This is a genomic window from Bradyrhizobium sp. CCBAU 21365 (assembly GCF_015291305.1).
Lineage (GTDB): Bacteria > Pseudomonadota > Alphaproteobacteria > Rhizobiales > Xanthobacteraceae > Bradyrhizobium > Bradyrhizobium elkanii.
Window position 1 is genome coordinate 3,319,274 of the sequence record NZ_CP030036.1, and the last position, 25,266, is coordinate 3,344,539.

The 25,266-nt window shown below is 65.2% G+C and carries 20 protein-coding genes and 1 pseudogene; 14 read left to right on the forward strand and 7 right to left on the reverse strand.

Annotated elements, in window-relative coordinates:
* The first annotated feature begins 10 nt into the window (after nt 1-10).
* Nucleotides 11-1,048, forward strand: coding sequence for an IS110 family transposase (locus tag XI02_RS15160; RefSeq protein WP_018269073.1), 1,038 nt, complete (start codon nt 11-13; stop codon nt 1,046-1,048).
* Nucleotides 1,049-1,349: 301 nt separating this feature from the next.
* Here XI02_RS15160 and XI02_RS15165 read toward each other — a convergent pair whose 3' ends face one another.
* From XI02_RS15165 to XI02_RS15175, 3 genes are all read right to left on the reverse strand, one after another.
* Nucleotides 1,350-2,261, reverse strand: a complete 912-nt coding sequence (locus tag XI02_RS15165) for an NAD(P)-dependent oxidoreductase (protein WP_026192484.1) — start codon at nt 2,259-2,261, stop codon at nt 1,350-1,352.
* A gap of 32 nt (nt 2,262-2,293) precedes the next feature.
* A complete protein-coding gene (locus tag XI02_RS15170; protein ID WP_018270522.1) occupies nt 2,294-3,544 on the reverse strand; it encodes a Zn-dependent hydrolase in 1,251 nt (416 codons plus the stop codon).
* Nucleotides 3,545-3,712: 168 nt separating this feature from the next.
* Nucleotides 3,713-4,630: a LysR family transcriptional regulator gene (locus XI02_RS15175; protein WP_016842867.1), complete on the reverse strand. Its 918-nt coding sequence runs from the start codon at nt 4,628-4,630 to the stop codon at nt 3,713-3,715.
* A gap of 120 nt (nt 4,631-4,750) precedes the next feature.
* On the opposite strand from XI02_RS15175, the gene XI02_RS15180 reads away from it, so the two are divergent.
* The 6 genes from XI02_RS15180 to XI02_RS15205 all read left to right on the forward strand — a co-directional run bounded on the left by XI02_RS15180 (nt 4,751) and on the right by XI02_RS15205 (nt 10,304).
* Nucleotides 4,751-5,569 carry a putative hydro-lyase gene (locus XI02_RS15180; RefSeq protein WP_172648211.1) on the forward strand — a complete coding sequence of 273 codons (819 nt, stop codon included), beginning with the start codon at nt 4,751-4,753 and terminating at the stop codon, nt 5,567-5,569.
* 87 nt (nt 5,570-5,656) lie between these two features.
* A complete protein-coding gene (locus XI02_RS15185; protein ID WP_026192486.1) occupies nt 5,657-6,904 on the forward strand; it encodes an ABC transporter substrate-binding protein in 1,248 nt (415 codons plus the stop codon).
* 173 nt (nt 6,905-7,077) lie between these two features.
* The gene (locus tag XI02_RS15190; RefSeq protein ID WP_016842864.1) at nt 7,078-7,911 is read left to right on the forward strand and encodes a branched-chain amino acid ABC transporter permease; all 834 of its coding nucleotides are present in this window, start codon (nt 7,078-7,080) and stop codon (nt 7,909-7,911) included.
* On the forward strand, nt 7,911-8,888 hold the full coding sequence (locus XI02_RS15195; RefSeq protein ID WP_016842863.1) for a branched-chain amino acid ABC transporter permease: 978 nt from the start codon (nt 7,911-7,913) through the stop codon (nt 8,886-8,888). Before XI02_RS15190 ends, XI02_RS15195 begins: the two co-directional genes overlap by 1 nt.
* A complete protein-coding gene (locus tag XI02_RS15200) occupies nt 8,885-9,616 on the forward strand; it encodes an ABC transporter ATP-binding protein (protein ID WP_016842862.1) in 732 nt (243 codons plus the stop codon). The genes XI02_RS15195 and XI02_RS15200 overlap by 4 nt, the downstream gene beginning before the upstream one ends.
* Nucleotides 9,600-10,304 carry an ABC transporter ATP-binding protein gene (locus XI02_RS15205; RefSeq protein WP_018270525.1) on the forward strand — a complete coding sequence of 235 codons (705 nt, stop codon included), beginning with the start codon at nt 9,600-9,602 and terminating at the stop codon, nt 10,302-10,304. Before XI02_RS15200 ends, XI02_RS15205 begins: the two co-directional genes overlap by 17 nt.
* Before the next feature lie 85 nt (nt 10,305-10,389).
* Here XI02_RS15205 and XI02_RS15210 read toward each other — a convergent pair whose 3' ends face one another.
* On the reverse strand, nt 10,390-10,665 hold the full coding sequence (locus XI02_RS15210; RefSeq protein WP_016842860.1) for a hypothetical protein: 276 nt from the start codon (nt 10,663-10,665) through the stop codon (nt 10,390-10,392).
* Between the two features lie 33 nt (nt 10,666-10,698).
* Nucleotides 10,699-11,355 (reverse strand): aldolase, encoded by a 657-nt coding sequence (locus XI02_RS15215; protein ID WP_016842859.1) that lies wholly within the window; start codon nt 11,353-11,355, stop codon nt 10,699-10,701.
* A 196-nt stretch (nt 11,356-11,551) separates the two neighbouring features.
* Between XI02_RS15215 and ltnD the strand changes: the two genes are divergently transcribed.
* The 6 genes and pseudogenes from ltnD (at nt 11,552) to XI02_RS15245 (ending at nt 21,153) form a co-directional block, all read left to right on the forward strand.
* Nucleotides 11,552-12,463, forward strand: coding sequence for an L-threonate dehydrogenase (gene ltnD / locus XI02_RS15220; RefSeq protein WP_172648210.1), 912 nt, complete (start codon nt 11,552-11,554; stop codon nt 12,461-12,463).
* A gap of 12 nt (nt 12,464-12,475) precedes the next feature.
* Complete coding sequence (gene otnI, locus XI02_RS15225; RefSeq protein WP_172648209.1) at nt 12,476-13,258, forward strand: 2-oxo-tetronate isomerase; 783 nt, start codon at nt 12,476-12,478, stop codon at nt 13,256-13,258.
* Nucleotides 13,255-14,542 (forward strand): annotated as a pseudogene (gene otnK, locus XI02_RS46375) (3-oxo-tetronate kinase). Before otnI ends, otnK begins: the two are co-directional and overlap by 4 nt.
* A gap of 169 nt (nt 14,543-14,711) precedes the next feature.
* Nucleotides 14,712-16,403, forward strand: a complete 1,692-nt coding sequence (locus XI02_RS15235; protein WP_018270531.1) for a methyl-accepting chemotaxis protein — start codon at nt 14,712-14,714, stop codon at nt 16,401-16,403.
* Between the two features lie 381 nt (nt 16,404-16,784).
* A complete protein-coding gene (locus XI02_RS15240; protein ID WP_018270532.1) occupies nt 16,785-19,964 on the forward strand; it encodes an efflux RND transporter permease subunit in 3,180 nt (1,059 codons plus the stop codon).
* On the forward strand, nt 19,951-21,153 hold the full coding sequence (locus tag XI02_RS15245; RefSeq protein ID WP_172648208.1) for an efflux RND transporter periplasmic adaptor subunit: 1,203 nt from the start codon (nt 19,951-19,953) through the stop codon (nt 21,151-21,153). Before XI02_RS15240 ends, XI02_RS15245 begins: the two co-directional genes overlap by 14 nt.
* Before the next feature lie 122 nt (nt 21,154-21,275).
* On the opposite strand, the gene XI02_RS15250 is transcribed toward XI02_RS15245, so the two are convergent.
* Both XI02_RS15250 and XI02_RS15255 read right to left on the reverse strand, forming a co-directional pair.
* A complete protein-coding gene (locus XI02_RS15250) occupies nt 21,276-22,790 on the reverse strand; it encodes an acetyl-CoA acetyltransferase (RefSeq protein WP_069276196.1) in 1,515 nt (504 codons plus the stop codon).
* Nucleotides 22,791-22,937: 147 nt separating this feature from the next.
* Nucleotides 22,938-24,071 (reverse strand): nitronate monooxygenase, encoded by a 1,134-nt coding sequence (locus XI02_RS15255; RefSeq protein ID WP_172648207.1) that lies wholly within the window; start codon nt 24,069-24,071, stop codon nt 22,938-22,940.
* A 276-nt stretch (nt 24,072-24,347) separates the two neighbouring features.
* Between XI02_RS15255 and yghU the strand changes: the two genes are divergently transcribed.
* The gene (gene yghU / locus XI02_RS15260; protein ID WP_172648206.1) at nt 24,348-25,223 is read left to right on the forward strand and encodes a glutathione-dependent disulfide-bond oxidoreductase; all 876 of its coding nucleotides are present in this window, start codon (nt 24,348-24,350) and stop codon (nt 25,221-25,223) included.
* Nucleotides 25,224-25,266: the final 43 nt, after the last annotated feature.

Genomic DNA, 25,266 nt, shown 5'->3' on the forward strand with positions numbered 1-25,266 from the left:
GGAGCCGTCCGTGAACCAGATTATCCGCATTGGGATTGATACGTCGAAGTATATTTTTGTGCTGCATGGGGTTGATGCGGCGGAGCAGGTGGTGCTGCGCAAGAAGCTGTCGCGCAAACAGGTGCTGGAGTTCTTCGCCAAATTGCCGCCGACCGTGATCGGGATGGAGGCCTGCGGGGCTTCGCAACATTGGGCGCGGGAGCTTTCCAAGCTCGGTCACGAAGTGAAGCTGATGGCACCGCAATTGGTTAAACCCTACGTGATGCGGAACAAGAATGACGGGCGGGATGCAGAAGGTCTGTGTGAAGCGATGAGCCGGCGGAGCATGCGCTTCGTGCCGGTGAAGACGGCCGAGCAGCAGGCTGCGCTGATGCTGATGGGCGTCCGCGACGGATTGATCGTCCGGCGCACCCAGCTGACCAATACGATCCGCGGCCATGCGGCGGAGTATGGCCTGATCGCACCCAAAGGACTGGACGCGATCGAGCCACTGCTGGCGCGGATTGCGCAGGACGAGACGCTTCCCGCCCTGGCACGCGAGCTGTTTGTGGTGCTGGGCCGGGAGCGCGCCAGGCTCGAGGGTGAGTTGAAGGCGGTTGAGGCCAAGCTGATGGCCTGGCACCGCGGCGATGCCACGGGCCGGCGCCTGGCTGAGATCCCCTCGGTCGGTCCGATCGTTGCAACCGCGCTGGTGATGAAGACACCTGATCCGCACGCGTTCCGTTCTGGTCGTCATTTTGCGGCCTGGCTGGGATTGACACCCAAGGACCACTCTACCGCCGGCAGGACCAGGCTTGGCAAGATCACGCGGGCGGGCGATGAGGACCTGCGCCGTCTGCTGGTCATCGGGGCCACGGCGGTGATCCAGCAGGCCAGGCGCGGACGCGGTCATCACTCGCGCTGGCTGCTGGCCCTGATCCAGCGCAAGCCGCCGAAGCTTGCGGCCGTGGCGCTTGCCAACAAAGTAGCCCGTATCGCCTGGAAGTTGATGGCGACGGGCGAGAGTTACGAGGCGGCACGGATCAAGCCCATGACAGCCGCCGCCTAATCGATTGGCCGGCCGGCGGGCTCGCTCGCCGGTCGACCCGGAGCTGCAGGAGCAGATGGAGCGATCGATCGAGCAACGATGCGAGACAATCCGTGGGACCCATCGGCCGTCAACAGGTCGCCTGGTTGTTTGGAACTCGCATCGCGCAACCCATCTTGGCCAGCGATCGACCCGATCGCACTCAACAGGCCGGACATATGGATGCAAGCGATCCGATCTCACCAAAAAGCTCTTGTGCCACGGGGGCCGTCCACATATGGGTCCCGGCTCGCGCTTCGCTTGGCCGGGACGACAGTGGAGATTACCCCTTCACGATCCTTCGGCAATGCTCCCACGCCGCGTGGATCAAATTCTCGCTCGCCTCGGGCGTGCGGAAGGCGGAGTGCGCCGACAGCGTCACGTTCGGGATCTTGGTCAGCGGGTGATCCTTCGGCAGCGGCTCGATGTTGTAGACATCGAGGCCGGCGTGGCGGATGTGGCCCGAATTGAGCGCATCGATCATCGCCTGCTCGTCGACGATCGCGCCGCGCGCGGTGTTGATCAGCACCACGCCCTTTTTCATCTTCGCGATCTTGTCGCGCGTGATCAGGCCGCGGGTCTCGTCGTTCAGCAGCAGGTGGATCGAGACCACGTCGCTGTTGGCCAGCACGGTGTCGAGCTCGACGAATTCGACGCCGGGATGGCTCCTGGGCGACCGGTTCCAGGCGATCACCTTCATGCCGCTGCCGAGCGCGATGCGGGCGACCTCGGCAGCGATGCCGCCGAAGCCGACGAGGCCGAGCGTCTTGCCGGTGAGCTGCATGCCGTCCTCGCGCAGCCAGTTGCCGGCGCGCATCTCGCGGTCCATCTGCGCGATCACGCGCGCCGACGACCACATCAGCGCGATCGCCGATTCCGCGACCGCGGTGTCGCCATAGCCCTTGATCAGGTGCACGGAAATGCCTAGCTCCGCGAGCTCTTCCGGGTTCATGTAGCTGCGCGCGCCGGTGCCGAGGAACACGACGTGCTTCAGGCCGGCGCACTTTTTCGCAATCTCGGTCGGCAGTGCGGTGTGGTCGACCACCGCGATCTCGGCGCCGTCGAGCACCGCCGGATAGTCCTCGGACTTGATGTCCGGGTTGCGGTTGATCCGCATCCTGGGATCGCCTGATTTTTCCAGGCGCTCGGTGATGACAGCGAGCGATTCATTGGCGTCGACAAACACTGCGCGCACGAAAGCCTCCATCCGATGAGGAGAAATGATGATCAGGACGCGACGCCGGCGAGCGCCAGCACCGTGTGCATCAGGACGTTGGCGCCGGCGGCGCAATCGGTCTGCTTGGCATCTTCCAGCTCATTATGGCTGATGCCGTCCTTGCAGGGCACGAACACCATTGCTGCCGGCATCACCGTGTTGAGGTTGCAGGCATCGTGGCCGGCGCCCGAGGTGATGCGGCGGTGCGAATAGCCGAGCTGTTTCGCCGCATTCTCCACCGCGTCGACCAGCTTGGGATCGAAATGCGTCGGCGCCTTGCGCCAGACGAGATCAAGCTGCACCTCGACCTTGCGCTTTGCTGCGATCTCGCTCACGGCGGCACGCAGGTCGCGATCCAGCGCATCCATGATCGCGGCGTCGGCACTGCGGCAATCCACCGTGAAGGCGATCTCGCCGGGGATGACGTTGCGCGAGGGCGCGGCGATCACGGCCTCGCCGATGGTGCCGACTGCCTTCGGGCCGTGCTTCTTCGCGATGCTCTCCATCGCCAGCACGATCTCGGACAGCGTCGCCAGCGCATCGCGGCGCAGCGGCATCGGGGTCGAGCCCGCATGGCTCTCGAAGCCGGTGATCTTGCCGTCGTACCACAACACGCCCTGGCCGGAATCGACCACGCCGATGGTCTTGTTCTCGGCCTCCAGGATCGGACCCTGCTCGATATGCAGCTCGACGAAGCTGGTGAACTTCTGGCGGCCGACCGGGGCGTCGCCGCGATAACCGATCGTGTCCAGCGCCTGCGCCACCGTGACGCCTTCGGCGTCCTTGCGCGACAGGATGTCGTCGGTGGTGAAGTCGCCGACATAGGCGGCGGAGGCCATCATCGCCGGCGCAAAGCGCGAGCCTTCCTCATTGGTCCAGTTGCAGATGCAGATCGGCAGCTCGGTCTCGATGCCGGCATCGTTCAGCGTACGCACCATTTCGAGCGCCGCCAGCGTGCCGAGCACACCGTCATATTTGCCGCCGGTCGGCTGGGTGTCGAGATGCGAGCCGACGCCGATCGGCGGCTTCGACATGTCCCGTCCTTTCCGCAATCCGAACATCGAGCCCAGCGCGTCGACCTGCACCTCGAGGCCCGCGTCCTCGCACGCCTTGCGGAACCAGTCGCGCACCTGCTTGTCTTCGGCGCTCAGGGTCAGCCGCCGCACGCCGCCCTTGGGCGTTGCACCGAACTGCGCGGTTTCGTGGATGGTGCCCCAGAGGCGGGCGGAATCGATCTGCAGGTTGGTGGCGGCTCGGCTCATGTCGTCAGTCCATTTTTATTTTCGTCATTCCGGGGCGATGCGTCAGCATCGAACCCTAATGCGCAATTGCGCATTATGGAATCTCGAGATTCCCCGGTGCGCGGTTGCGCACCTGAGGTCTGGTCCTTCGGACCATCCCGGAATGACGTTCGATTATCCGGCAATCGTTCAATGACGCGCCACTCTCGCGCCGTCAACCGCCACGCTCGCCTGCGCGATCTGCCGGGCGAGATTGGCGACGCGCTCGATGGCGACCGCATCGGGCGAGGCGAGCCAACTCGCGGTGAAGGTGAGGGGCGGCAGCTTGAGGTCGGTGTCGAGCAGTTGCAGCCGCCCGTCGGCAAGCTCGTTCTCGACGATCGCCGCCGGGATCACCGCGATGCCAAGCCCTTCATTGGCCATGTGGATCACGGTCGCGAGCGAGGTCGAGGCGTGCAGCCGGATCGGCGGCAGATCGGGGGCATTGAACAGCGCGCGTACGGTCTCGTAGGGCTGGGTCTTGCGCGGAAAGGTGATGATCGGAAAGCGCGCCAGGTCCTGCCGCGCCACCGGGCCGTCGCCGAGGCCGAGCGCCGGGCTCGCCAGGAAACCGATCGGGTAATCGCACAGCACATGGTTGTGCGCGCCGGAGGCCGAGACCGGTCCGAGCACGAAGGCGAGCTCGATCTCCTGCGCCAGCAGCCGCTGCGTCAGATTGGGCGTGATGTCGACCTCGATCTCCAGCGACAGGTTCGGGTAGACCTCGTTGACGCTCTTGACGAGGCGCGGCAGCCAGGTGTGCACGATGGTCTCCGCGACACCGAGCCGCAGCGCGCCGCGCATCGCGGAACGGTCGCCGACCTCGGCCATCATCTCCGAACGCAGGCCGATCAGCTTCTCGGCATAGATCATCATCAGCCGCCCGCTCGGGGTCGGCGAGGCCACCCGGTGGTCGCGGTTGAGCAGCTTGACGCCCATTTCGCGCTCGAGCTGGGCAATGCGCTGGGAGATCGCCGGCTGGGTGGTGTTGAGCCGCTGGGCGGCGCCGCGGAAGCTGCCGAGCTTGACGACCCAAAGGAATGTCTCGATCGAGCGGAAGTCCGTCATTGGAAGTATTTTCCCGATCGATAAATTTGGTTTATCGATTTTGATTAGAAAGGACGATTAGACATTATATCACGCTTGGTGTTGGTTTGTCCTTGTCGAGATTATGGGCAGGAGAATCCCATGACTGTTTTTGCGGCAGTGCAGCGATCTCAGGGGGAGCCGGTGCCGGCGAGCGTCGAAGCGCGCCGCGCCTGCCGTGACGGCTTGGCATCGGCCACCACGGCCGGCCTCGCCAATGGTTTCGTCCAGGGCAATCTCGCGATCCTGCCGGAAAAGCTCGCCGGTGCCTTCCACCGCTTCTGCCAGCTCAATCCGAAGCCGTGCCCGATCATCGGCATGTCCGATGTCGGCGACCCCCGCATTCCGGCGCTCGGCCTCGACCTCGACATCCGCACCGACGTGCCGCGCTACCGGGTCTGGCGCGACGGCGAGGTGGCGGACGAGCCGACCGACATCACCAAATACTGGCGCGACGATCTCGTCACCTTCGTGCTCGGCTGCTCCTACTCGTTTGAAGAGGCGCTGCTGGATGAGGGCCTGCCGATCCGTCACATTGAACGCAATCTGCGTGTGCCAATGTACCGGACCAATATCGCCTGCAGCCCGTCGGGGCCGTTCGCGGGACCCATGGTGGTGTCGATGCGCCCGTTCAAGCCGGCGGATGCGATCCGCGCGGTGCAGATCACCTCGCGCTTTCCGTCCGTGCATGGCGCGCCGGTCCATCTCGGCCATCCGCATGCGATCGGCATCAAGGATATCGCCAAGCCGGATTACGGCGATGCGGTACCGGTCGCCGATGACGAGATCCCGGTGTTCTGGGCCTGTGGCGTCACGCCGCAATCGGTGATCGCAAGCGCGAAGCTGCCGTTCGCGATCACGCATTCGCCGGGCCTGATGCTGGTGACAGATCTCAGGAACAAGCAGCTCGCTGTGCTCTGAATAGGCAATTCGTGCAATTCATTGAGGCTTTACTGCGCGCTACAAGCGTCACATCGATAATAACAAGCTGACCAAGGGGAAATTTCGATGACGATCTCTCGCCGTAACGTGTTGCTGGGTGCCACTGCCGCCGCGGCGCTCGGTCCGATGGCCGCGCGCGCGCAGGCCAGTGAAGTGGCAATCGGCGTGATCTATCCGCTCTCGGGCGCCAGCGCCCAGATCGGCGTCGACGCGCAGCGCGCGTTCGAGACCGCGGCAGACATCATCAACAAGAACTATGATTTCGCGCTGCCGCTCGCCAAGGGCGAGGGCCTGTCCGGCCTCGGCGGCGCCAAGGTCAAGCTCGTGTTCGCCGACCACCAGGCCGATCCGCAGAAGGGCCGCGCCGAAGCCGAGCGCCTGATCACGCAGGAGAAGGTCTGCGCCGTGATCGGCACCTATCAGAGCGCGGTCGCCGTGACCGTCAGCCAGATCTGCGAGCGCTACGGTGTTCCGTTCCTCTCGGCCGACAATTCCTCGCCGAGCCTGCATCGCCGCGGCCTGAAATACTATTTCCGCGCCTCGCCGCATGACGAGATGTTCTCGACCGCGATGTTCGATTTCTTCGATGCGATGAAGAAGAAGGGCCAGAAGATCGAAACGCTGGCGCTGTTCCACGAGGACACCATCTTCGGCACCGATTCGGCGAACGCGCAGACCAAGCTCGCCGGCGAGCGCGGCTACAAGATCGTGGCCGACATCAAGTACCGCGCCAACTCGCCGTCGCTGACCGCCGAGGTGCAGCAGCTCAAGGCGGCGAATGCCGACGTGCTGATGCCGTCGAGCTACACCACCGACGCGATCCTCCTGGTCAAGACCATGGCCGAGCTCGGCTACAAGCCGAAGAACATCATGGCGCAGGACGCCGGCTTCTCCGAGAAGGCGACTTATGACGCGGTCGGCGACAAGCTCGAGGGCGTGATCTCGCGCGGCAGCTTCTCGCTCGACCTGGCGCAGAAGCGTCCGATGGTCGGTCTGATCAACGAGATGTACCGTGCCAAGTCCGGCAAGGACTTCAACGACTATTCGTCGCGCCAATTCATGGGCCTGATCGTGATGGCGGACGCCATCAATCGCGCCAAGTCGACCGACGGCGAGAAGATCCGCGAGGCGCTGGTCGCCACCGACATGCCGGGCGATCAGACCATCATGCCGTGGCGGCGCGTCAAGTTCGACGAGATGGGGCAGAACAACTTCGCAGATCCGGTGCTGTTGCAGTACTCCGCGAAGAACTTCGTGACGATCTTCCCGGAACAGGCCGCCGTCTCCGAGGCGATCTGGCCGATGAACAGCTGATCGGTCGGGCGCCGGAGCTCCGTTCCGATTGTACCGGAACGGAGCCCCGGATTCTTGTTGCGACGCGTTTTCCTAGCGCGAACCGGTATTTATTTCGCTCGAAAACGCTCTAGAGGGGACAGACGGCGGTGACAGCCGAGACCATTATCCAGAGTTTGGCGAGCGGCCTGTTGATGGGGCTGCTCTACGGACTGATCGCCGCAGGCCTCGCATTGATCTTCGGATTGATGGACGTCGTGAATTTCGCGCACGGCGAATTCCTGATGATCGCGATGTACGCGACCTTCTTCCTGTTCGCGTTCTTCGCGATCGATCCCTTGCTCTCGGCGCCGCTGGTCGCCGCGGCGCTGTTCGTGTTCGGCGCGGTGGTCTATCTGTTGATCGTCCGCTTCGCGATGCGCGCCAAGGCCAATGCCGGCATGGTGCAGATCTTCTCGACCTTCGGGCTGGCGATCGTGATGCGGGGCCTCGCCCAGTTCTTCTTCACGCCCGACTACCGCAGCGTCACCAACTCCTGGGTCGGCGGCAAGACGGTGTCGATCGCCGGCATCTATCTGCCGGAGCCGCAGCTGATCGGCGCGATGCTGTCGATCGCAGCCTTCGTCGCGCTCTACTTCTTCATCAATCGCACCGATTTCGGCCGCGCGCTCGAGGCGACGCGCGAGGATGCCGGCGCGGTGGCGCTGGTCGGCATCGACAAAAACCGGGTGTTCGCGCTCGGCTGGGGCCTTGGTGCTGCGCTGGTCGGCCTCGCCGGCGCCATCATGGCGATCTTCTTCTACGTCTATCCCGATGTCGGCGCGTCGTTCGCCCTGATCGCCTACGTCACCGTGGCGCTCGGCGGCTTCGGCAGCGTGTTCGGCGCCTTTGCCGGTGGCATCATCGTCGGCCTGGTGGAGGCGACCACCGCGCTGATCCTGCCGCCGTCGCTGAAATCGGTCGGCATCTATGCCGTTTACCTGCTGGTCGTCTTCATCCGGCCGCGTGGCCTGTTCGGATCGATGTGATGGACACCCAGTTCGCCCAACGCCGCAGGCGTGACCTGATCGTGGCGGCCTGCCTCGCGGTGATCGCCGCGCTGGTGCCGCTGTTCGTCAAGGACGTCTACGTCCAGAACATCATGGTGCTGACGCTGATGTATGCGGCGCTGTCGCAGAGCTGGAACATCCTGTCCGGCTATTGCGGGCAGATCTCGCTCGGCCACGCGCTGTATTTCGGGCTCGGCGCCTACACCACCGCGCTGCTGTTCACCAAGTTCGGCGTGCTGCCGTGGTTCGGCATGCTGGCGGGCGGGGCGATCTCCGCCTTGATCGCGATGGCGCTCGGCTATCCCTGCTTCCGCCTCCGCGGGCACTATTTCGTGATCGCGACCATCGTGATCGCCGAGATCGCGTTGCTGTTGATCCAGAACTGGGATTGGGCCGGCGCGGCGCTCGGCATCGACATCCCGGTGCGCGGCGACAGCTGGCTGAAATTCCAGTTCACGCGCTCGAAGCTGCCATATTTCTATTTCGCGCTGGCGCTGGCCTGCATCGCCTGGTTCGTCACCTGGTGGCTGGAGGATTCCAAATGGGGCTATTGGTGGCGCGCGGTGAAGGACAATCCGGACGCGGCCGAAAGCCTCGGCGTGGTCGTGTTCAATTCCAAGATGGGCGCGGCGGCGGTCTCGGCCTTCCTGGTTGCGGTCGGCGGCAGCTTCTACGCCCAGTTCGTCTCCTACATCGATCCTGAGAGCGTGATGGGCTTCCAGTTCTCGCTGCTGATGGCGCTGCCCGCGGTGCTTGGCGGCATCGGCACCTTGTGGGGCCCGGTACTGGGCGCGGTCATCCTGATCCCGCTCACCGAGCTGACGCGCTCGTTCATCGGCGGCTCCGGGCGCGGCGTCGACCTCATCGTCTACGGCACGCTGATCGTCGTGATCTCGCTGGCGCTGCCGCGCGGCCTGGTCAGCGTGTTCTCCCTGCGCAAGGGAGCCGCACGATGACGGCGCTGCTGGAAACGCGCGGAGTCTGGCAGCGCTTCGGCGGCCTCGTCGCCAACAGCGACGTCTCGATCTCGGTCGGGCGCGGCGAGATCGTCGGCCTGATCGGCCCGAACGGCGCTGGCAAATCGACGCTGTTCAACCTGATCGCGGGCGTGCTGCCGCCGACCCAGGGCTCGATCATCTTCGACGGCGAGGACGTGACCAAGCTGCCGGCGGCGGAACGCTGCCAGCGCGGCGTCGGGCGCACCTTCCAGGTCGTCAAGAGTTTCGAGACCATGACCGTGATCGACAACGTCATCGTCGGCGCGCTGATCCGCAACACCAAGATGCGCATCGCGCGGCAGAAGGCCTATGAGGTGCTGGAGTTCTGCGGACTTGCGGCGCGCGCCGACAAGCTGGCCGCTGATCTGGTGCCGTCGGAGAAGCGCCGGCTCGAGGTCGCCCGCGCGCTCGCCACCGAGCCGAAGCTGCTGCTGCTCGACGAAGTCCTCACCGGACTGACGCCGGTCGAGGCACAGACCGGCGTCGAGCTGGTGCGCAAGGTGCGCGCCGCCGGCATCACCGTGCTGATGGTCGAGCACGTCATGGAGATCGTGATGCCGCTGGTCGACCGCGCCATCGTGCTCAATCTCGGCAAGGTGCTGGTCGAGGGCAAGCCGACCGAGGTCGTCCGCAATCCGGAAGTCATTTCTGCCTATCTCGGGGATCGTCATGCTGTCGGTGCGTGAAGTCACCACCGCCTATCAGGGCCTCGTCGCGATCTCCTCGGTGTCGATCGACGTCACCAAGGGCGAGATCGTCTGCGTCGCCGGCGCCAACGGTGCGGGCAAGTCGACGCTGCTCAAATCGATCGCCGGCGCCGAGCGGCCGCGCGCAGGGACCGTCACCTTCGACGGCAAGCGCATCGACGGCCAGCCGCAGCACGTCATCACGTCAAGCGGCATCGCTTACGTGCCGGAGAACCGTCGGCTGTTTCCGCGGCTCTCGGTGCGCGATAATCTGCGGCTCGGCAGCTATCTCTATCGCAGCCAATCCGACCGCGACGCGCCGCTCGATCTGGTCTTCAAGCTGTTCCCGCGACTTGGCGAACGGCTCGACCAGCGTGCCGAGACCTTGTCCGGCGGCGAGCAGCAGATGCTCGCGATCGGCCGCGCGCTGATGACACGGCCGCGGCTTCTGATGCTCGACGAGCCCTCGCAGGGCATCATGCCGAAACTGGTCGACGAGATCTTCCAGGCCGTGAAGCGCATCCGCGACGCCGGCATGACGGTCCTGATCGTCGAGCAGCGCATGGCCGAGTGCTTGGAGATCGCCGACCGCGCCTACATCCTGCAGACCGGCCGCGTGCTGATGCAGGGCACCGCGGCCGAGATCAGCGGCAATCCGGATGTGCGGAAAGCGTATCTGGGGCTGTAGCGACGGAATATCTCCACGCACGCAACCGCCGGGGCGTCCCGCATATCGCTGCGCTCATGCGGGCTACTGATCCAGCCCACGTAGCCTACTTGCCCTCGTCGATCTTTTCGACCTTGGCGGCGAGGTCCGGCACGCGGCTGACGCGGTAGGTCGCGTTGCTGCATGTCAGCGTCCAGGCCTCGTTGTCGGGCTTCGAGAGCTTGTCGTCCCGTTCGGCCTTGAGCGGCTTGTCGCAAGGATAGCCCTGCGCGCGCAGCTGGGTTGCCAGCATGCCTTGCAAGGTCTCTTCGGTCCGTGCGTCGGACGCCGCAAGGCCAACGGCGAACGGAATCGCTAACGCCAAGCCTGTGAACCTCATCATGACTGTCTTCCGCATATCGATCCTCCGCTTGATCTAGTGAGGGTGATCCGGCAGCACGAGCCCGAACGTCCTGGTCAAATCCGCCACCTGGTCGGGCGACAAATAGCGCGGGTTCAGCCCGCGCAGCAGCAGATAGAGCTTTGCGGTTTCCTCGAGCTCCTCGGTCGCGAACACCGCCGCTTCCAGCGTATCGCCCGACACGACGGGCCCATGATTGGCGAGCAGCACCGATGAATATTTCCCGGCCAGCCCCCGGATCGCGTCGGCAACGGCGGGATCGCCGGGGCGATAATAGGGCACCAGCGCGGTCTGGCCGCACTTCATGACGTAATAGGCAGTCATCGGCGGCAGCGCGGCGCGCGGATCGATCTCGGGCAACATCGAGAGCGCGACCGAATGGGTCGAGTGCAGGTGCACCACGGCGCCGGCGGAGCCGCGCGTCTGGTAGAGCGCGGTGTGCAGCGGCACTTCCTTGGTCGGGGCGTCGCCGGAGACGAGCCGGCCGTTGCCGTCGAGCCGTGACATTTTCGCCGGATCGAGGAAGCCGAGCGAGGCGTTGGTCGGCGTCACCAGCCAGCCGCCGTCCGCGAGCCGGACGCTGATATTGCCCGACGAGCCCGGCGTCAGGCCGCGCTCGAACAGCGAGCGGCCGAAGCGGCAGATGTCCTCACGAAGCTTTGTTTCGCTCATCCGGTTTCGCTCGTGGCGTCATCCTTGGCGCTATCCGTTTTCCGCTTTGTCTCATGCTTTGGCAGCGCGGCCAAGCCGTGATAGGCAAGCAGCAACGAGCATGATCCGGACCCGGCGGGCCGCGCTGGCGCAAAGTGGCAGCCGGTTTTCCGAAAAGATCATGCTCAAACAACTAAAAATGTTCAGGGATCGCCACATGTCCAGTTCCGCAACATCACGTGTCGCCGTCATCGGGCTGGGCTCGATGGGATACGGCATGGCGACCTCGCTCAGGCGGGCCGGTTTCGAGGTGACCGGCTGCGACGTGTCGGCCGATGCGGTGGCGCGCTTCGTCGCCGACGGCGGCAAGGGCGCCAGGTCGCCGGCCGAGGCGGCCCGGGATGCCGACATCGTCGTCAGCGTCGTCGTCAATGCCGCGCAGACGGAAGGGATCCTGTTCGGCAAGGACGGCGTCGCCGAGACCTTGGCGAAGGACGCGGTCTTCATCTCCTCGGCGACCATGGATCCCGATATCGCGCGGCGTCTCGCAAAACAGCTCGAGGCGACCGGCCGGCATTATCTCGACGCCCCGATCTCCGGCGGCGCGCAGCGCGCGGCGCAGGGCGAATTGACGATTCTCGCGTCCGGCAGCGCGGCGGCGTTTGCGAAGGCGCGGCCGGCGCTGGATGCGATGGCGGCAAAACTCTACGAGCTCGGCGATGCCGCGGGGCAGGGCGCTGCGTTCAAGATGATCAACCAGCTGCTCGCCGGCGTGCATATCGCGGCCGCCTCGGAGGCGATCGCCTTTGCCGCCAAGCAGGGCCTCGATATCCGCAAGGTCTATGAGGTGATCACCGCCTCCGCCGGAAATTCCTGGATGTTCGAGAACCGCATGCCGCATGTGCTCGATGGCGACTATGCGCCGCGCAGCGCGGTGGAGATCTTCGTCAAGGACCTCGGCATCATCCAGGACATGGCGCGCAATGCACGCTTCCCGGTGCCGGTCTCGGCCGCGGCCTTGCAGATGTTCCTGATGACCGCGGCCGCCGGCATGGGCCGCGACGACGATGCGTCGGTGGCGCGGATGTATGCGCAGGTTACCGGCACCAAGCTTCCAGGCGAGAGATAAGAGGATCCTGCAATGCCCCGTTTTGCCGCCAACCTGACCATGATGTTCAACGAGGTCCCGTTTCTCGACCGCTTCGAGGCCGCGGCGAAAGCGGGCTTCACCGCGGTCGAGTTCCTGTTTCCTTACGACCATCCGGCCGAGGAGGTCGGCAAGCGGCTGAAAGGCAATGGGCTGACGCAGGCGCTGTTCAACCTGCCGCCGGGCGACTGGAACGCCGGCGAGAAGGGATTTGCCGCGCTGCCGGATCGCTTCGCCGATCTGCAGCAGAGCCTGAAGACCGCGCTGCCCTATGTGCAGGCGACCGGCGTCAAGCGGGTGCATTTGATGGCCGGGATCGCCGACCGCAGCGATCGACGCGCAGTGGAAGCCTTTTACAAATCCGTCGCGAACGCCGCGGAGTTCTTCGCGCCGCACGGCCTCGACCTCGTGATCGAGCCGATCAATCCGCGCAACGTGCCCGGCTACTTTCTCAACGATTTCAACTTCGCGTACGACCTGATCAGCGAGCTGAAGATTCCGAACCTCAAGCTGCAGTTCGACATCTACCACTGCCAGATCATTCATGGCGACGTCACCATGCGGCTGCGCGAGATGATGCCGATCATTGGCCACATCCAGATCGCGTCGATCCCCTCGCGCAACGAACCCGATGGCGAGGAGCTAAACTATCCGTTTCTGTTCGGCGAGCTCGACCGGCTCGGCTATGGCGGCTTCGTCGGCTGCGAATATAATCCGCGCGGCAAGACCACCGAGGGTCTCGCCTGGTTCAAGCCCTATGCCGGAGTGAAGCCGTGACATCAGCCGGAAAGCTGTCTCTCGGTTGCATCGCCGATGACTATACCGGCGCCTCCGATCTCGCCAACACGCTGACCCGCGCCGGCCTGCGCACGGTGCAGACCATCGGCGTGCCCGCGGACGATCTCGCGCTGCCCGAGGTCGACGCTGTCGTGGTGTCGCTGAAGAGCCGTTCGATCGAGCCCGGCCTCGCCGTAACGCGTTCGCGTGCGGCGGAGGCCTGGCTGCGCGGCCGCGGCGCCAAACATATCCTGTAAGATCTGCTCGACCTTCGATTCAACCGATGCCGGCAATATCGGCCCCGTGATGGACGCGCTGCGCGCCGATTCCGGGGATGCCATCGTGCTGGTGACGCCGGCGTTCCCCGAGACCGGCCGCACCGTCTACCAGGGCAATCTGTTCGTCGGCTCGGTGCCGCTGAACGAGAGCCCGCTGAAGGACCACCCGCTCAACCCGATGCATGATTCCAATCTGGTTCGCGTGCTGGCGCGGCAAAGCACGACCAAGGTCGGTCTGGTCGATCTGGCGACGCTGAGCCGCGGCGCGGACGCCGTCCGGGCAAAGCTCGCCGAGCTCGCGCAAGGCGGCATCGGCGCCGCCATCGTCGATGCGGTGTTCGACCGGGACCTCGAGACCATCGGGCAGGTGGCGCTGGATCACCGTCTTTCGGTCGGCGCTTCCGGCATCGGGCTCGGTCTGGCGCGGGCGCTGGTCGCCGCGAGCAAGGCCAAACCGGATACGGCGGATGCGATGCTGGCGACGCCGGTCGGCGGCCCGGCAGCGTGCCTTGCCGGCAGTTGCTCGCAGGCGACCTTGCGCCAGATCGCCAACGCCGAGAAGGTGATGCCGGTTCTGCACCTCGATCCCGAGCAGGTGATCGCCGGCAGGGACGAGGCGCGACGCGCGCTCACCTGGGCGAAGGATCGGCTCGGGTCGGGACCAATCCTGATCGCGAGCAGCTCGACCCCGGATGAGGTGGCAGCTCTGCAATCCCGTCATGGTCGTGATGCAGCCGGGCATGCCATCGAACAGGCGATGGCCGACATCGCGGAGGGGCTGGTGCAGTCGGGTGTGCACAGGCTGGTGGTCGCCGGTGGTGAAACTTCAGGCGCCGTGGTCGATCGCCTGGGCATCCCGGGATTCCTGGTCGGCGCGGAAATCGCGGCAGGCGTGCCGGTTCTGCGCGCGGTCGGCGCCAAGAATGGCGAGATGGTGCTTGCCTTGAAATCGGGCAATTTCGGCGGGCCGGAGTTCTTCTCGGACGCGCTGGCGCTGATGACATGATGCGCCCCTTGCGCATCATGTCACGGCGATGACCGATATCTCAGTAGTTCAACGGGGAACCAAATTAACCCTACTTAAGGAGGGGGGCTGGCTTTGATGTCGGCGGCGTCCCGCCGCGCCCTCAGCCATTCGATCGGGCTTCGCGAGCCCGATATCAAGAGACCCCACGATGTTCGCCAAATTCTCGATCCGCGCCAAGATCATTGCCGTGGTTGCATTCCTGCTCGTCGCGATGACCGGCATGGGCTTGCTCGCCGTCTGGAATATGCGCGCAATCAACGCCAGCACGGTCGACATCACGACCAACTGGTTGCCGAGCGTGCGCGTGTTGGGCGAGCTGCGCGCCGGGGTGATCACCTATCGCAACGTGATCCGCGAACACCTGCTCTCGGAAACGCTCGAGGAGAAGCTGGCCGTCGAAAAGACGCTCGCCAGCGTCGTCGAGGCGAACACCAAGGCCCGCGCCAAGTACGAGCCGATGATCACCTCACCCGAGGAGCGGGCGCTCTACCGGCAATGGACTGACGTCTGGGACAGGTACCGCAAGGGTACCGAAGAGGTGATGGCCCTGTCGCGCAAGGAAGCCGGCAAGCTCCCGCATGAGGCGCATGAGCTCAACTCCAAGGTCGTGAACAAGATCGGTCTCGAGGCGGACGAGATCCTGAACAAGGATATCGAGTTCAACAACACCGGTGCGGACAAGGCCGCGCAGGATGCCGCCAGCAACTACGGCTCGGCGCTGATGATGGTCGCCATCCTGCTCGGCATTGCCATCCTGGTCGGCGTCGGCGTCAGCTTCCTGATGATTCGCGACGTCTCGTCGGGCATTGCTTCGATCGTGGCGCCGATGCAGGCGCTGGGTCGCGGCGACCTGACCGCAAACGTCCCGCATCAGGGCGAGAAGACCGAGATCGGCGCGATGGCCGATACGCTGCAGGTGTTCAAGGAAGCCCTGGTCGCCAAGAAGGCGGCCGATGAAGCCGCCGCTGCCGACGCCGAAGCCAAGATCGAGCGCGGCCGCCGGGTCGATACCATCACCCGCAATTTCGAACAGATGATCGGCGAAATCGTGCAGACCGTGTCGTCGGCCTCGACCCAGCTCGAAGCCTCCGCCGGCACGCTGTCATCGACCGCCCGGCGTTCGCAGGAGCTGACCACGTCGGTTGCCGCCGCGTCCGAGGAGGCCTCGACCAATGTCCAGTCGGTGGCGTCGGCGACCGAGGAGCTGTCGTCTTCGGTGACCGAGATCAGCCGCCAGGTGCAGGAGTCGGCACGGATGGCCGGCGATGCAGTCGTCCAGGCGCGCACCACCAACGATCGCGTCAGCGAGTTGTCGAAGGCGGCCGCGCGGATCGGCGACGTCGTCGAGCTGATCAACACCATCGCCGGCCAGACCAATCTGCTGGCGCTGAACGCGACTATCGAGGCGGCGCGCGCCGGCGAAGCCGGCCGCGGCTTCGCCGTGGTGGCGTCCGAGGTGAAGGCGCTCGCCGAGCAGACCGCCAAGGCGACCGGAGAGATCGGCCAGCAGATCGCCGGCATCCAGACCGCGACCCAGGAGTCGGTCGGCGCGATCAAGGAAATCTCCTCGACCATCGAACGGCTGTCGGAGATCTCGTCCACCATTGCCGCCGCGGTCGAAGAGCAGGGCGCGGCGACGCAGGAAATCTCCCGCAACGTGCAGCAGGCGGCGCAGGGCACCCAGCAGGTCTCGGCCAACATTACCGACGTGCAGCACGGCGCCAACGAAACCGGCTCGGCTTCGTCCCAGGTGCTGTCGGCGGCGCAGTCGCTGTCGGGCGACAGCAACCGCCTCAAGCTCGAAGTCGGCAAGTTCCTCGACGCGGTCCGCGCCGCCTGATCCGGCGCCGCCGCTCGGGCGGCCGCCATCCTTCACCTAACCGATGCCGACGTGGTGGGCTGACCCGGCCCACCACGTTTTACATTTTCGCAGAGCAGCGATGCGTTAAGCTCGCGTCAGCCGAAATAGCATCCTCGGCCTGCTCGCATTCGCAGCAGAGCCGTCTCTTTTTGACGACGATCCGCGCGCGATCGGCGGCACCGTGCCCGGCAGGGTCGATCGGAGCGCGCAGCCTCACGCACTATGCCGAGGAAGTGAAAGCCGCCGCGGCTCCGCGGGTTGGCGTTTTGCCCGCCATCGGGTAAATCGGCCGCTGCGGAACGGCTTTTGCAATGTCGATTCCTCTGCCTGGGCGGGCTTCATTTCGGGAACGCTTCTTTTATGATCGCACTGGTCCGTATCGCGCTGAGCCGGCCATATACTTTCGTCGTGCTCGCGATCCTGCTGCTGATTATCGGACCGCTGGCGGCGTTGCGCACGCCGACCGACATCTTCCCGGACATCCGCATCCCCGTGATCGGCGTGGTCTGGCAGTACACCGGCCTGCCGCCGGACCAGATGTCCGGCCGCATCACCACGCCGTTCCAGCGCGCGCTGACCACGACCGTCAACGACATCGAGCACATCGTCGCCAATTCCTATAACGGCGTCGGCATCATCAAGATCTTCTTCCAGCCCAACGTCGACATCCGCACCGCCAACGCGCAGGTCACCGCGATCTCGCAGACCCTGCTCAAGCAGATGCCGCCGGGCGCGACCCCGCCGCTGATCCTGAACTACAGCGCCTCGACGGTTCCGATCATCCAGGTCGCGCTGTCGGGCGAGGGACTGACCGAGCAGAACCTCGCCGATATCGGCATCAACCAGCTGCGCACGCCGCTGGTCACCGTGCCTGGTGCTGCGATCCCGTATCCGTTCGGCGGCAAGCAGCGTCAGGTCCAGATCGACCTCAATTCGACCGCGCTGCAGGCGCGCGGCCTGTCGGGCCAGGACGTTGCCAATGCGCTCGCCGCGCAGAACCTGATCACGCCGGTCGGCACGCAGAAGATCGGCAATTTCGAATACACCATCAACCTCAACAACTCGCCGCTGCGGCTCGAGGAGCTCGGCGACCTGCCGATCAAACAGGTCAACGGCGCGATGGTCTATGTGCGGGACGTCGCCTCGGTGCGCGACGGCAACCCGCCGCAGACCAACATCGTCCATGTCGACGGCAACCGCTCGGTCTTGATGATGGTGCTGAAGGCCGGCGCCACCTCGACGCTCGATATCATCTCCGGCATCAAGCAGAAGGTGATCGAGGTCAAGGATCAGATGCCGGATGCGCTCAAGATCGGCTTCATCGGCGACCAGTCGGTGTTCGTCCGCGGCGCGATCACCGGCGTCGCCTTCGAGGGCGTGATCGCCGCGCTGCTCACCAGCATCATGATCCTCTTGTTCCTCGGCAGCTGGCGCTCGACCGTCATCATCGCGGTGTCGATCCCGCTGTCGGTGCTCGGCGCTATCATCATGCTGTCCCTGATCGGCGAGACGCTGAACATCATGACGCTCGGCGGCCTCGCGCTCGCGGTCGGCATCCTCGTCGACGACGCCACGGTGACGATCGAGAACATCAATTATCACCTCGAGCAGGGCAAGCCGGTCGAGCAGTCGATCCTCGACGGCGCCAACCAGATCGTGACTCCGGCCTTCGTCTCGCTGCTCTGTATCTGCATCGTGTTCGTGCCGATGTTCTTCCTCACCGGCGTGGCGCGCTTCCTGTTCGTGCCGATGGCCGAAGCGGTGATGTTCGCGATGATCTGGTCCTTCATCCTGTCGCGCACGCTGGTGCCGACTATGGCGAACTATTTGCTGCAGGCGCATGTGCATCATGAGGGCGCGCCGCCGAAGTCGCGCAATCCCCTGGTCTGGTTCCAGCGCGGCTTCGAGGCGCGGTTCGAGCGCATCCGCAGCGGCTATCGCGGCCTGCTCGCGATGGCGCTTGGTCACCGCACGGTGTTCGTGAGCTGCTTCCTCGCGGTCGTCGCCGCGTCGTTCCTCTTGGTGCCGTTCCTCGGGCGCAACTTCTTCCCGTCGGTCGACGCCGGCAACATCCTGATGCATGTCCGCACCCAGGTCGGCACCCGCGTCGAGGAGACCGCCAACCAGCTCGCCGACATCCAGAAGGCGATCCGCAAGCTGGTGCCCGGCGAGATCGAGACCATGACCGACAATATCGGCATGCCGATCTCCGGCATCAACATGACCTACAACAACACCGGCGTGATCGGTCCGCAGGACGGCGATATCCAGATCCGCCTGAAGGAAGGCCACAAGCCGACCGAGGAACACGTCCGCACGCTGCGCGAGCAATTGCCGCGGCTGTTCCCGGGCACCAGCTTCGCGTTCCTGCCGGCCGACATCGTCAGCCAGATCCTGAACTTCGGCGCGCCGGCGCCGATCGATTTGCAGATCCGCGGCGCCAATCTCGAGGCCAACTTCGCCTATGCCAACAAGCTGCTGGCCGGGATCAAGCGGATTCCCGGCATCGCCGATGCGCGGATCCAGCAGTCGCCGAACAACCCGACCTTCAACATCGATGTCGATCGCACCCGCGCGCAATATGTCGGCCTGACCGAGCGCGACGTCACCAACTCGCTGGTGGTCAACCTCGCCGGCTCCTCGCAGGTGGCGCCGACCTATTACCTCAATCCCGATAACGGCGTGTCGTATTCGATCGTGATGCAGACGCCGCAATACCAGATCGACTCGCTGAGCGCGCTGCAGACCCTGCCGATCACCGCGACCGGCAACACCCAGGCGCCGATCCTCGGCGGCATCGCCGACATCAAGCGCGCGACCTCGAGCGCGGTGGTGTCGCAATATGACATCCAGTCGCTGGTGCAGATCTACGCCACGACGCAAGGCCGCGATCTCGGCGGCGTCGCGACCGACGTGCGCAAGCTGATCGCCGACACCGCCAAGGAGGTGCCGAAGGGCACGTCCGTGGTGCTGCTCGGCCAGGTGCAGACCATGAACTCGGCCTTCACCGGCCTCTTGTTCGGCCTGCTCGGCGCCGTCGTCTTGATCTACTTCCTGATCGTTGTGAACTTCCAGTCCTGGTCGGACCCGTTCGTGATCATCACAGCGCTGCCCGCTGCGCTCGCCGGCATCGTCTGGATGCTGTTTACGACGGAGACCACGCTGTCGGTCCCGGCGCTCACCGGCGCCATCATGTGCATGGGCGTGGCGACCGCCAACAGCGTGCTCGTGATCAGCTTCGCCCGCGAGCGCTATGAGGAACTCGGCGATCCCGTCGCGGCGGCCCTGGAAGCCGGCTTCGTCCGGTTCCGCCCGGTGCTGATGACCGCGCTCGCCATGATCATCGGCATGGCGCCGATGGCGCTGGGGCTCGGCGAGGGCGGCGAGCAGAACGCGCCCTTGGGCCGGGCCGTGATCGGCGGCCTGATCTTCGCCACCTTCGCGACCCTGATGTTTGTTCCCGTGGTATTCAGTATGGTACACAAGAAGCAAGGCGCCAAAGCCGCCGCCTCATCGGAGATTCCGCATGCCGCCCACTGAACAGCGCCCCCCGGTCTCACGCCGGAAGCTGGGCATCTTCGGCGTGGTGGCCCTGGTCGGGGCGGGCCTGATCGTCGGCACCGGGATCCGCGCCCGTGAGGAACAGGACACACGGCTGAAGGAATGGACCGACGACCAGGCCGTTCCGACGGTCGCGGTGGCGCTGCCCAATGCCAAGGCGCTGAGCCCCACGATCGACCTGCCGGGCCGGCTCGAGGCCTATTCCCGCGCGCCGATCTATGCCCGGGTGTCCGGCTATCTCAAGAACTGGGACGCCGACATCGGCGCCCGCGTCAAGGCCGGCCAGGTGATCGCCGAGATCGAGGCGCCCGACCTCGACCAGCAATTGCTGCAGGCGCGCGCCGATCTCGCCAGCGCCCAGGCGTCCGCCAAGCTCTCCGAGGCCACGCTGAACCGGCGCAAGACGCTGGTGGCCTCGAACTTCGTCTCCGCCCAGGAGATCGACGAGCGCACTGCCGACCTTTCCAACAAGAACGGTGCGGTCAAGGCCGGCCAGGCCAATGTCGAGCGGCTGGAAGCGCTCGCCGGCTACAAGAAGATCACGGCGCCGTTCGACGGCGTGGTGACCTCGCGCGACACCGACGTCGGCGCGCTGATCAACGCCGGCGGTAACTCGGGCCCGGCGATGTTCACGATCTCGGACATCACCAAGCTGCGCGTCTATGTCAACGTGCCGCAGAATTACGTCCCGGCGATCAAGATCGGTGCCAAGGCCACGCTGGTACTGCCGGATTACCCGAACCGCACCTTCCAGGCGACGGTGGAAGCCTCCTCGCAGGCGGTCGATGTCGCCTCCGGCACGACGCGGATGCAACTCGGGCTCGACAACTCCTCCGGCGAATTGATGCCGGGCAGCTATGCCAGCGTGAAGCTGAACCTGCAGCGCGAATCCACGCCGCTCAGCATTCCCGCCAGCGCGCTGATCTTCAACAGCAGCGGCCTGCGGGTCGCAACCGTCGGTCCTGACGACAAGGTGCTGTTCAAGACCGTGAAGATCGGCCGCGACCTCGGCAAGGAGATCGAGATCGCCACCGGCCTTGCGCCCGACGACCGCATCATCACCGCCCCGCCGGACGGACTCGCCGACGGCGACCATGTGCGCGTCACCGGTGCCGGCGCCAAGGGCAAGCCGACCACGGCGTCCGAAAAGCAGGACGTGAAGGGGTAGGGCACAAGCCGCCCTTTACTTCGTCATGCCCGGGCTTGGCCCGGGCATCCACGTCTTACTTTCCTTCATGAGGCAAAGACGTGGATAGCCGGGACAAGCCCGGCCATGACAGCGTTGGTGGGTCAGCCCACCCGCCATTCCAGCATGCCGTCACCGGCGGTGACGATGTTGCCTCTAGTGCCGACCGGCGTACGATCCATGTCCTGCAGATAGGCCAGCGTCGCCGTGTCGCTCGCCGGGATGCGGCCGAGCGTGCGGCGGCCGTCCTCTGTGAGCAGCATGGTGACGCCGTGCTCGACCTCGCCGTTGGCGCGATAGATCACGGTGAAGGCCTCGACCTGGCCTTTTCCCACAGCCTCTGCGGTGAAGTCCGGCACGTTGCGCCTGTTGCGGTCGGCCTCCGCCTGCACGCTGGTGTCCTGCTTGAGCGCGACGTTCGGCGCCGCGCGCGACAACACGAGGCCATGATGCTTGGTGACGAAGCCGCCCTGGCCGTAGAGCAGGCCGAGCGTGCCGCCGCTGCGGAGCTTGCGCACCATCGCGCAGGCCGAGTGCGTCATGTAAGTGTTGAGCGGCGCGCCGAAGAACGTAAGCCCCCCCGTCACGGTCGGCTGCACGTCGGGCCCAAGGCCGAGCGTCCGGCGCGCCATCTTCGGCACACAGGGGAAGCAGCTGTAGAGCTCGATCGCGTCGAACTTTCTGCCGTCGCCGCCGACGAGATCCATCACCGCCTTCAGCACCGCGGTCTGCGCGTGGCTTTCGACGAACTGGTCGCGGATCAGGTAGTCGCGCGGCTCCTCCGCCGAGGCGCCGCCGAGCGGATAGATCAGTTTTTCCTCCGGCACGCCGGCCGCGCGCGCTTTCGCGAGGCTGGTCAGGATCAGCGCACCACCCATGTTCACCGTCGGGTTCGCCACCATCAGCTTTGTATACGGCCAGGCGATCATCCGGTTGTCGGGCGTGGCCGTGGTGATCTCGTCGCCGGTGAACGTCTTCTTCAGCCACGAGTTCGGATTGTCGGCGGCGACGCGCGCATAGGTCGACCACAACTCGCCGGATTCCTTCAGCGCCTCGCGCGGCGTCTGGCCCCAATGCGCCGATGTTGCAGACTCATAGAGCGGATAGACCGTGATCGGCCTGAACACGCCGAGCGCAACGGCCATCGGTTTCTGGAATGCGGCGCCGCGCTTCGGCTCTTCCACGTCATGAGCGAATGGCGTCCACGGCAGCTCGACGCCGGCACGCTGCGCCTTGGTCGCGGTCGACTGCGCCTCCGCGCCGCAGACCGCGGCAACGCTGCATTCGCCGCGCGCGATACGTTGCGCGGCCTCGTGCAGATACCGGATCGGGCTCTCGCCGCCGACCGGGCCGTAATAGAGATGCGCGGGCGCAATGCCGAGCCGCTGCGCCAGCTGCTTCTCGGGATCGCGGTAACGCCAGCTCAGGAAGTTGACGACGTCGAGCGACTGCACCTCGGACAGCAGCCTGGCGCCGCTATCCGCCTCGGCGCGCTTCAGCGCCTCCTCCAGCAAGGTGAGCGGCTCGAGGCCGGCGGCGATGTCCTTTGGGCGATCGACGATCTCGCCGACGCCGACGATGACGGGAATGCGGTCTTCGGGGATGTGAGATGTGGTCATTTCTTCTTGCTTCACTTTCTAGGTCTTCGCCACGCCGTCACTCTTCGAGGCGCGCAAGGGCGCGCACCTCAGGGTGACGGCTACGGGCACACCGTCATCCTGAGGAGCGGCCACTTGGCCGCGTCTCGAAGGATGAGACGTATTCGATCACTCCGCCACCAGCGCGTTCATGTGCTCGACGGCCTCGATGAACTCTTCCTTGAACTCCTGCACCACGGCGCCGGCCGATTTGACGCTGTCGACCAGGCCGACGCCCTGGCCGACGAAATAGCTGACGAGGTCGCGGGCCTTCTCGTTGCCGGCCGCAGCCGAGCGGTCGATGGCGTTGAAGGCGTCGCGGCTGATGATGCTTTGCAGCGGCATCGGCAGCGCGCCGGGGCTCTCCGGCGAGCGGTCCCACGCGTCGGTCCAGACCGAGCGGAGCTGCCGCGCCGGCTTGCCGGTGCGGCCCTTCGAGCGCACCGCGTCGCGCGAGGAGGCCGCGATCATCTTCTCGCGGAAGATCTCCGAGGTCTCCGATTCCACCGTGGCCAGCCACACCGAGCCGGTCCACGCGCCGGCCGCGCCCATCGCCATGCAGGCCGCCATCTGGCTGCCGGTCATGATGCCGCCGGCGGCGAGCACCGGCACGTCGCGGATCCTCTTGACCGCCTTGATCACCTCGGGCACCAGCACCATGGTCGAGACCTCGCCGCAATGCCCGCCGGCCTCGGTGCCCTGTGCGACCAGGATATCGACACCGGCCGCAACCTGGCGCAGCGCGTGCTCCTTGGAGCCGACCAATGCCGCCACCGGCACACCATGCTTGCGGCCCATCTCGATCATCGCCTTCGGCGGCACGCCGAGCGCATTCGCGATCAGCCTGATCGGATGCCGGAACGAAACCTCGAGCAGTTGCAGCGCGGTCTCGGCGTCGAACGGCTGCGGCTGGTTGTCGGCGACACTCTGCGGCGTGAGCTCGATGTTGTATTTCTTCAGCAGATTGCGGGTGAAATCGCGATGCTCCTGCGAGACGCGCTTCTCGAGGCTCTTCCAGGTGACGTTCTTCTCACCCGCGGTCGAGATGTTCTCGGGAATCAGCACGTCGATGCCGTAGGGCTTACCGTCGACGTGATCGTCGATCCATCTCAATTCCTGCTCCAGCGTCTCCGGCAGATACCGGGTCGCGCCGAACACGCCGAAGCCGCCGGCGCGGCTGACCGCAGCCACCACGTCGCGGCAATGGCTGAAGGCGAGCAGAGGAAATTCTATTCCCAGCATGTCGCAGATCGGTGATTTCATGGACTGGTTTTCTCCCGGCTGCTGCTTCTTGTGCTTGTTGGCATCAGCCCCTGCAACGCTAGCGCATCACGGTCGGCGAAGCCAACGGGTTTCGGCTACGGCGATCTTGCGTGCAGGCGCTGCTCGGCTGCATCGCTCGCAGCGCATTCCGCTGGATAGAAAATGCGATCGGGCGGGGTGGGCAAAGCGCAGCCTGCGCACCATCTAGTGCGGACATGGGATGGGCACGGCGGCCGCCGCGCCACCCGGCAAGAACATGAATCGGGAGCCAACGACGTGAATGACATTCCTGCCTACGAGCCGCCGAAGGTCTGGACCTGGAACAAGGAAAGCGGCGGGCGCTTCGCCAGCATCAACCGGCCGATCGCCGGTCCCACCCACGACAAGGAACTGCCGGTCGGCCGCCATCCGCTGCAACTCTACTCGCTGGCGACGCCGAACGGTGTCAAGGTCACCGTGATGCTGGAAGAGCTGCTGGCGGCGGGTCACAAGGGCGCGGAGTATGACGCCTGGCTGATCAAGATCGACGGCAACCAATTCGGCAGCGGCTTTGTCGCGGTCAATCCGAACTCGAAGATCCCGGCGCTGATGGACCGCAGCGGAAAGGAGCCGATCAGGGTGTTCGAGTCGGGCTCGATCCTGGTTTACCTCGCGGAAAAATTTGGCGCCTTCCTGCCGACCGACGTCAAGACCCGTGCCGAAACCTTCTCCTGGCTGTTCTGGCAGATGGGCGCCGCGCCCTATCTCGGCGGCGGCTTCGGGCATTTCTATGCCTATGCGCCGACCAAGATCGAATACGCCATCGACCGCTTTGCGATGGAGGTGAAGCGCCAGCTCGACGTGCTCGACCGCCGGCTCGCCAACAATGAGTATCTCGCGGGCGATGTCTACACCATCGCCGACATGGCGGTGTGGCCCTGGTACGGCAGCCTTGCCAAGGGCCTGCTCTATGGCGGCGGCGAATTCCTCTCGGTGCAGGACTACAAGAACGTGCAGCGCTGGACCGATGCGATCGCAGCAAGGCCAGCGGTGAAGCGCGGCCGGATGGTCAACCGCACCTGGGGCGAGCCGTCGAGCCAGCTCCACGAGCGCCACGACGCCAGCGATTTCGCAACGAAGACGCAGGACAAGGTCGAGCAGGCGGTATCGTAACGAAACGCATCATAGCCGGGCTTGTCCCGGCCATGATGAAATG

What these genes read in the sequence shown, in the direction of transcription:
- ltnD (WP_172648210.1), top strand. Translation starts at nt 11,552, where the DNA reads ATGTCCAGTTCCGCAACATCACGTGTCGCCGTCATCGGGCTGGGCTCG.
- XI02_RS15175 (WP_016842867.1), bottom strand. Translation starts at nt 4,630, where the DNA reads ATGACGGACTTCCGCTCGATCGAGACATTCCTTTGGGTCGTCAAGCTC.
- XI02_RS15235 (WP_018270531.1), top strand. Translation starts at nt 14,712, where the DNA reads ATGTTCGCCAAATTCTCGATCCGCGCCAAGATCATTGCCGTGGTTGCA.
- XI02_RS15170 (WP_018270522.1), bottom strand. Translation starts at nt 3,544, where the DNA reads ATGAGCCGAGCCGCCACCAACCTGCAGATCGATTCCGCCCGCCTCTGG.
- XI02_RS15255 (WP_172648207.1), bottom strand. Translation starts at nt 24,071, where the DNA reads ATGAAATCACCGATCTGCGACATGCTGGGAATAGAATTTCCTCTGCTC.
- XI02_RS15210 (WP_016842860.1), bottom strand. Translation starts at nt 10,665, where the DNA reads ATGATGAGGTTCACAGGCTTGGCGTTAGCGATTCCGTTCGCCGTTGGC.
- XI02_RS15185 (WP_026192486.1), top strand. Translation starts at nt 5,657, where the DNA reads ATGACGATCTCTCGCCGTAACGTGTTGCTGGGTGCCACTGCCGCCGCG.
- otnI (WP_172648209.1), top strand. Translation starts at nt 12,476, where the DNA reads ATGCCCCGTTTTGCCGCCAACCTGACCATGATGTTCAACGAGGTCCCG.
- XI02_RS15250 (WP_069276196.1), bottom strand. Translation starts at nt 22,790, where the DNA reads ATGACCACATCTCACATCCCCGAAGACCGCATTCCCGTCATCGTCGGC.
- XI02_RS15190 (WP_016842864.1), top strand. Translation starts at nt 7,078, where the DNA reads ATGGGGCTGCTCTACGGACTGATCGCCGCAGGCCTCGCATTGATCTTC.
- XI02_RS15205 (WP_018270525.1), top strand. Translation starts at nt 9,600, where the DNA reads ATGCTGTCGGTGCGTGAAGTCACCACCGCCTATCAGGGCCTCGTCGCG.
- XI02_RS15195 (WP_016842863.1), top strand. Translation starts at nt 7,911, where the DNA reads ATGGACACCCAGTTCGCCCAACGCCGCAGGCGTGACCTGATCGTGGCG.
- XI02_RS15200 (WP_016842862.1), top strand. Translation starts at nt 8,885, where the DNA reads ATGACGGCGCTGCTGGAAACGCGCGGAGTCTGGCAGCGCTTCGGCGGC.
- XI02_RS15240 (WP_018270532.1), top strand. Translation starts at nt 16,785, where the DNA reads ATGATCGCACTGGTCCGTATCGCGCTGAGCCGGCCATATACTTTCGTC.
- XI02_RS15215 (WP_016842859.1), bottom strand. Translation starts at nt 11,355, where the DNA reads ATGAGCGAAACAAAGCTTCGTGAGGACATCTGCCGCTTCGGCCGCTCG.
- XI02_RS15180 (WP_172648211.1), top strand. Translation starts at nt 4,751, where the DNA reads ATGACTGTTTTTGCGGCAGTGCAGCGATCTCAGGGGGAGCCGGTGCCG.
- XI02_RS15245 (WP_172648208.1), top strand. Translation starts at nt 19,951, where the DNA reads ATGCCGCCCACTGAACAGCGCCCCCCGGTCTCACGCCGGAAGCTGGGC.